The following is a 6,838-nucleotide window of genomic DNA, read 5'->3' as shown; positions in this document are numbered from 1 at the left end:
TCGGGGTGTGCCGGCGTCGGGGTGTGCCGGCATCCGGCCGCCGCCGTCGCCAGGATGTGCCCGCGTGGGCTGCGGCCGTCGCCGGGCGTTGAGTGTCCAGGACACGCGGACGGTGCGCCGTGGCATCCGCGTGTCGTGGACACCGAAGTGTTGTTGCCCCCGCCCCCCCGGGGCCCCCGGGCCGAATGCTCGGGGTTTGAGTGTCCAGAACACGCGGACGGTGTGTCGTGGCATCCGCGTGTCGTGGACACCGAAGTCGGGGCGCACCGGGGCCCGGGGCCGCGGGCTCCGTCGAGTGTCCACAACACGCCGTTGGCGCGCCCCGACACGGCGTGTCTTGGACGCTCGACTGTGAAGGACAGCCGCGACCCGGCTACGCGGGAAGGGTCTCGAGGAACGCCTCGAGCGCGATCCCGTACGCCGGGTCGGGGTGCGTCTCGGCGATCCGCAGCAGCGGGGGCAGGTCGAGAGCGCGAATGAGGCGCCCGCGTTCGGCGACCGCGGCCGTGGCTCCGGCCGCCCGGAGCAGCGCGACCCCCTCGCCGAGGGCCTCGAGGTAGTCGCGCAGCACCTCGATCTCGCTGAGGCGCTGCGTGATGGAGCTGTGATCCCGGCGCTCGCGCCATTCCACGACGACATCGGGCACGACATCGAACCGCCGCGCGAGCGTGTACATCCGCTGCGCGACGACCTGGTCCTCGTAGTAGTGGCCCTCGGGGAAGCGGAGCCCGTGGGCGTGCCAGAAGTCCGTCCGGCTCGCCTTCGACCACGCCACGATGTTCCCGGATGCCGCGGGGTGCTCCGCCAGAGTGGTCCCCGTCCGCGCCGGGTCGGTGGCGGCCGTCACCCACGGCTGCACGTCGCCGGGGGTGTAGCCCGGGCCGTCGGCATCCGGTCGCAGTCGCACGTAGGCTCCGACGACGAAGTCGCTGCCCGAGCCGTCGAGCACGGACGTCAGCCGCGCGAGGGCCTGGGGCCGGAGGCGATCGTCGGCGTCGAGGAACGCGGTGTAGGGCGTGTCGACGAGGTCGAGGCCGCTGTTGCGGGCGGCGCCGAGTCCGCGCGGTTCGTCGTGGGCGACGAAGAGGAAGCGAGGATCGGCGGAGGCCGCATCGGCGAACAGGCGGCGGGTGTCGTCGACCGAGCCGTCGTCGACGAGGATCGCACGCCACGTGTCGAGGGTCTGCGCCCGCAGCGATCCCAGGGCTTCCGCCGCGAACGCGGCGACGTCTCGGCCGGGGACGATCACGGTGACCGCGGGGGAACTCACCCGCGTGATCCTACGGCGGTCACCGCCTCGGCGACGGCGGTTGCCACGGCGTCGAGATTCTGTGTCATGCCGTGCGGGAACGTGAACCGCACGGCGGTCCGGGCGTCGTCGGGCGTGACGCCCAGGGCCAGCAGCACGTGCGAGGCCTCGTCGCTGCCCGCGGCGCACGCCGACCCGCTGGACGAGACGATGCCGCGCCGCTCGAGCTCGAGCAGCACGGTCTCGCCGTTCACGCCGGGGAAGACGAAGCTCGCCGTGGCCGGGAGGCGGCGGGCCGGGTGCCCGGTCAGTCGCGCGCCGGGGACGGATGCCACGACCCCGGCGATGAATTCGTCGCGGAACCGTGTCGTCCGTTCGGCCTCCGCCGCCCGCTCGGCCTCGGCGAGCGTCAGGGCCGCAGCGATCGCCACGGCGCCCGCGACGTCGGGGGTGCCCGAGCGGCGTCCGCGTTCCTGACCTCCGCCGTGGAGCAGCGGTTCGAAAGGCAGCCGCCCTCGGACGGCGAGGATCCCGGTGCCCTTCGGCGCCCCGATCTTGTGCCCGGCGATCGTGAGGGCGTCGGCGCCGAGCCCGGCCAGCGGCAGCCACCCCGCGGCTTGGACGGCGTCGAGGTGCAGCGGCACGCCGCGGGCGCGAGCCACGGCGGCGAGGGCGGCGGCATCCTGGACCGTTCCGATCTCGTTGTTCGCATAGCCGACGCTCACGAGCGCGGTGTCGTCGCGGATCGCGTCGGCGAGCGCGGCGGGGGCGAGCGTCCCGGTCTCGTCGACGGGCGCGAACGTGAGGTCGACCCCGTGCAGCCGCGCGAGGTAGTCGGCCGACGCGAGCACGGACTCGTGCTCGATCGCGGTCGTGACCAAGTGCTTTCTGCCCCGCGGGAGGGAGCCGAGGACGATCCCCTTGATCGCGGCATTGTTCGATTCCGTGCCGCCCGAGGTGAAGACGATGTCTCCCGATCGCATCCCGAGGATCGACGCGACCCGCGCGCGGGCGTCCTCGAGGGCGGATGCCGCGGCCTCGCCGACTTCGTGATGGCTCGAGGGGTTGCCGAACCACCGGGTGAGGTATGGCGCCATCGCCTGGACGACCTCGGGGCGGACCGGCGTCGTCGCGGCGTTGTCGAGATAGAGGCTCACGTCGTGCGGATGCGGATGTCGAGACCGAGGTCGAGGGCGGGCGCGGAGTGGGTGAGGGCACCCACGGAGATGACGTCGACGCCGGTCTCGGCGATCGCGCGCACGGTGTCGAGCGTCACGCCGCCGGATGCCTCGACGACGACGCTCCCCGCGATCCTCTCGACGCCGGCGCGCAGGTCGGCGAGCGAGAAGTTGTCGAGCATGATCGTGTCGACGCCGGCGGCGAGGACGGCGTCGATCAGCTCGAGCCGATCGACCTCGACCTCGACGTGCGTGGTGTGCGGGAGACGCGCGATCGCGCTCTCGAGCGCCTGCGTGAGCGGCATCCCGCTCGCGGCGAGCACGGCGAGGTGGTTGTCCTTGGCCATGACGGCATCCGACAGCGAGAACCGGTGATTGTGGCCGCCGCCGTCACGGACCGCCTGGCGCTCGATCGCGCGCAGGCCCGGCGTGGTCTTGCGGGTGTCGACGATGCGCGCTCCGGTGTGGGCGACGGCGGCGACGTAACGGCTGGTGAGGGTCGCGATGCCCGACATGCGCTGGACGAAGTTGAGCCCGATCCGCTCGGCGGTCAGCACCGCCCGCGCGGGGCCGGTCACCACCGCGAGTACCTCGCCGGGTACGAACTCTGCGCCGTCGGCGACGCGGACGTCGACCTCGATCGTCGGGTCGGTGAGCCGGAAGGCCGCGCGGAACACCTCGGCGCCGCTGAACACGCCGATCTCGCGGGCGACGAGTTCGGCCCGGGCGGTCGCGCCGGCGGGGATGAGCGTCTCGCTCGTGAGGTCGCCCCACGGGGCATCCTCTTCGAGGGCGGCGGTGACGACGCGATCGATCGCGGCGCGGGTCAGCATGCGAGGGCCTCCGTGGCGGGAAGGGATGCCACGGCGGGATCCCCGTCATCGGAGCGGAAATGGGCGCCGATCGAGTCGGTGCGGGCGAGGGCGGCCGCGACGACGTGCTGCGAGAGCAGGAGGAGTCCCGCGTCCTCGGCGGAGCGGGGGCGGGCGTCGGCGACCCACGCGGCGAGGATGCCCACCGCATGGCGTAGTCCGGCGTCGTGGCGAACGAGTCCCGCGTGTCGCCACATCAGCTCCTGCAGGCGAGCGCGCGAGAAGGCGGGAGCGTCTGCGGCAGCGGGGACGAGCGGTAGCGCGATCGCGGCCGGCGCCTCGACTCGCGGCCACGCGGTGTCGGTGGCCGCGGCCTCCCCGGCACGCGCGCCGAAGACCGCTCCCTCGAGGAGCGAGTTGGATGCCAGCCGGTTCGCGCCGTGCACACCGGTTCGGGCCGTCTCGCCGACCGCGTACAGTCCCGGCACCGTGGTGCGTCCGTCGAGGTCGGTCACGACGCCGCCCATCAGGTAGTGCGCAGCGGGTGTGACGGGGATCGGCTCGCGCGACCAGTCCAGACCGCGGGCGCGGACGGCGGCGTCGATCGTGGGGAATCGCCGCGCGAGGCGTTCGGCGCCGAGACCCGTGGCATCCAGTCGGACCGGACGTCCGCCCTGCGCGGCCATCGCCCGCGCGTTCGCCCGGGCGACGACGTCGCGCGGGGCCAACTCGCCGTCGGGGTGGGCGTCGAAGGCGAAGCGGCGGCCGTCGTCGTCGATGAGGGTCGCGCCGTCGCCGCGCACGGCCTCGGACACCAGGAACGTATCGCCGATCGCGAGAGCCGTCGGGTGGAACTGCACGAACTCGAGGTCGGCGACGGCGGCCCCGGCGCGCAGGGCCGCGGCGATGCCGTCGCCGGTGGCCGAGACCGGGTTCGTGGTGTGGGAGTAGAGCTGGCCGGCGCCGCCGGTGGCCAGGATCACAGCGTCTGCCGTCAGGCGCCGGCGGACGCCGTCCGTCTCGACCTCGACACCGACCACGCGGCCGCCCGCGACCATGAGGTCGCGCACCGTGGTGTGCTCACGCATCTCGATACCGGCGGAACGCACCGCGGCACCGAGCGCCGCCTGGATCGCGGCGCCCGTGGCATCCCCTCCGGCGTGCAGCACCCGTGGGCGCGCGTGCGCCGCTTCGAGACCTCGGGCGAAATCGCCGTCGGCCGCGCGGTCGAACGCGACGCCGCGGCGGACGAGTTCGGCGATGCGGTCGGGCCCCTCGGAGACGAGGGTCTGCACCGCGGCGGAATCGTTCAGACCCACGCCGGCGGTGACCGTGTCGGCGACGTGCGAGGCGACGGTGTCGTCGGTCGCGGTGACCGCGGCGATCCCGCCCTGCGCCCAGCGCGTATTGGTGTCGGCTAGGGCGCCCTTGGTCACGACGGTGACGTGGCATCCCCTCTCCGCCGCGTGCAGGGCCGCGGTGAGACCGGCGATGCCGCTGCCGACCACGATGACGTCGGTCATTTCACGGCGCCGTTCGGCTTGGCCGCGAGCATGCGCTCCAGGGCGACCGTGGCGGGTCCGGCGACGTCGGCGGGAACCGTGATGCGGTTGACGACCTCGCCCGCGACGAGGGACTCCAGTACCCACGCGAGGTAGCCCGGGTGGATGCGATACATCGTCGAGCACGGGCAGACGACCGGGTCGAGGCAGAAGATCTCGTGCTGCGGGAACTGCGCCGCGAGCCGCTGAACGAGGTTGATCTCGGTCCCGACCGCGAACGTCGTCGGCTCGTCGGCCGCGGCGATGGCCTTGCGGATGATGTCGGTGGATCCGGCCTCGTCGGCGGCGTCGACGACGTCCATCGGGCATTCGGGGTGCACGATCACGCGGACACCGGGGTGCTCGGCGCGGGCCTTGTCGATCTGCGCGACGGTGAACCGGCGGTGCACGGAGCAGAAGCCGTGCCACAGGATGACCCGGCTGTCTTCGAGCTGCTCGGCGGTGGAGCCGCCCAGCGGCTGACGCGGATTCCACATCGGCATCCGATCCAGCGGCACGCCCATCGCCTTGGCGGTGTTCCGGCCCAGGTGCTGGTCGGGGAAGAAGAGCACGCGGCGGCCGCGCGCGAACGCCCACTCCAGCACGGTCCGGGCGTTCGACGAGGTGCACACGATCCCGCCGTGACGACCGACGAAGCCCTTGATGGCGGCGCTGGAGTTCATGTACGTGACCGGGATCACCGGCAGGAGGCCGTCGGCATCCGGGGTCTCGAGGTCGCCGAGGACGTCGGCGAGCTGCTCCCAGCACTCCTCGACCTGGTCGATGCTGGCCATGTCGGCCATCGAGCAGCCGGCGGCGAGGTTCGGCAGGATCACCGATTGCTCGGGCCGCGACAGCAGGTCGGCGGTCTCCGCCATGAAGTGCACCCCGCAGAACACGATGGCCTCGGCCTCGGGGTGGGCCTTGGCAGCGTTGGCGAGCTGGAACGAGTCGCCGACGTAATCCGCGTGCCGCACGACCTCTTCGCGCTGGTAGAAGTGCCCGAGCACGACGACGCGGTCGCCGAGCGTCGACTTGGCCGCGCGGATGCGCGCGTCGAGCTCGTCGTCGGAGGCCTCGCGATACTCCCGGGGGAGTTCGCCCTGCCGCGGTGCGCCGGTGGGGATGACGTCGCCCATCGACGACCCCGGACCGTAGCCCGGGCGCGTGTCGAAGTCCCAGGGCCCCACCGCGAGGTCGGTCGTGCAGGTCGCGTCGGTCGACGCGCCGGAGACGATGGCCTGGATGACGTGATCGACGGACGGGTCGATCTCGGGGCGAGGCTGAAGGGTGAGGGTTGTCGTGGTCATGGGCGGTCCGATCAGTGACGGGACGTGAGCGGGCCGCGGTCGGCGAGCTCCACGTCACGGTTGTAGCGGTAGAGGCGGGCGGGTCGGTGGCTTCCGGTGCGGAAGCGCTCGGTCGGGATGAGGGTGTCGGAGGTGTCGATCTGCCGACGGAAGTTCGCCGGGTCGAGGCGTCGACCGAGGATCGTCTCGGTGACCTCGCGCAGGTCGGCGAGGGTGAACTCGTCGGGGAGCAGACCGTGCGCGATGCGGCTGTAGCCGACCTTGTTGCGCAGGCGCCACAGCGTGTACTCGACGATGTCGTTGTGATCGAAGGCGAGCGTCGGCAGGGCGGCCGCGTCGAACCACTCGACGTTCTCGGGGGCATCGCCCTGGCGCGCGTGGGCGGCGACCTGGGCGTCGACCTCGTCGGACCGCAGCAGCGCCCAATAGACGATCGAGACGACGCGGGTGGGGGAGCGGTCGACCGCACCGAAGGCGTACAGCTGCTCGAGGTAGCTCGGTGTGAGGCCCGTGGTCTCCTCGAGAGTGCGGGATGCCGCGGCCTCGAGGCTCTCGGCCGGGTCGAGCCAGCCGCCGGGGAGGGCCCACCGTCCGTCGAACGGATCGCGCGTGCGCCGGACGAGCGGCAGGGACAGCATCGGCTCGTCGCCGGTGCCGCGGCGCACGCTGAAGATGACGGTCGACACCGCCACGCGCACGTCGGCGTCGCGGGGCTCGGGTTCGGGGGTTCGTGTCATGGTGACCATAT

6 protein-coding genes are annotated in these 6,838 nt (G+C 72.8%); all 6 read right to left on the bottom strand.

The window, feature by feature from the left end:
* Positions 1-373: 373 nt before the first annotated feature.
* From D8Y23_RS07205 to D8Y23_RS07180, 6 genes are read right to left on the bottom strand one after another with little or no spacing between them, the layout of a single operon-like run.
* Positions 374-1,270 (bottom strand): glycosyltransferase family 2 protein, encoded by an 897-nt coding sequence (locus D8Y23_RS07205; RefSeq protein WP_128217480.1) that lies wholly within the window; start codon positions 1,268-1,270, stop codon positions 374-376.
* Entirely contained in the window at positions 1,267-2,406 is a 1,140-nt protein-coding gene (locus D8Y23_RS07200; protein WP_128217479.1) for a cysteine desulfurase family protein, read from the bottom strand. Before D8Y23_RS07200 ends, D8Y23_RS07205 begins: the two co-directional genes overlap by 4 nt.
* Positions 2,403-3,260 (bottom strand): carboxylating nicotinate-nucleotide diphosphorylase, encoded by an 858-nt coding sequence (nadC, locus tag D8Y23_RS07195; protein ID WP_128217478.1) that lies wholly within the window; start codon positions 3,258-3,260, stop codon positions 2,403-2,405. The genes D8Y23_RS07200 and nadC overlap by 4 nt, the downstream gene beginning before the upstream one ends.
* Positions 3,254-4,762: an L-aspartate oxidase gene (gene nadB / locus D8Y23_RS07190; RefSeq protein WP_128217477.1), complete on the bottom strand. Its 1,509-nt coding sequence runs from the start codon at positions 4,760-4,762 to the stop codon at positions 3,254-3,256. The genes nadC and nadB overlap by 7 nt, the downstream gene beginning before the upstream one ends.
* Positions 4,759-6,090 (bottom strand): quinolinate synthase NadA, encoded by a 1,332-nt coding sequence (nadA, locus tag D8Y23_RS07185; protein WP_128217476.1) that lies wholly within the window; start codon positions 6,088-6,090, stop codon positions 4,759-4,761. Before nadA ends, nadB begins: the two co-directional genes overlap by 4 nt.
* An 11-nt stretch (positions 6,091-6,101) precedes the next feature.
* The gene (locus D8Y23_RS07180) at positions 6,102-6,827 is read right to left on the bottom strand and encodes an NUDIX hydrolase (protein WP_164878158.1); all 726 of its coding nucleotides are present in this window, start codon (positions 6,825-6,827) and stop codon (positions 6,102-6,104) included.
* Positions 6,828-6,838 lie beyond the last annotated feature (11 nt).

This window comes from Microbacterium enclense (genome assembly GCF_004022425.1).
Taxonomy (GTDB): domain Bacteria; phylum Actinomycetota; class Actinomycetes; order Actinomycetales; family Microbacteriaceae; genus Microbacterium; species Microbacterium enclense_A.
Note: the sequence above shows the minus strand (reverse complement) of the source record. Positions and strands in the feature narration are given on the sequence as shown.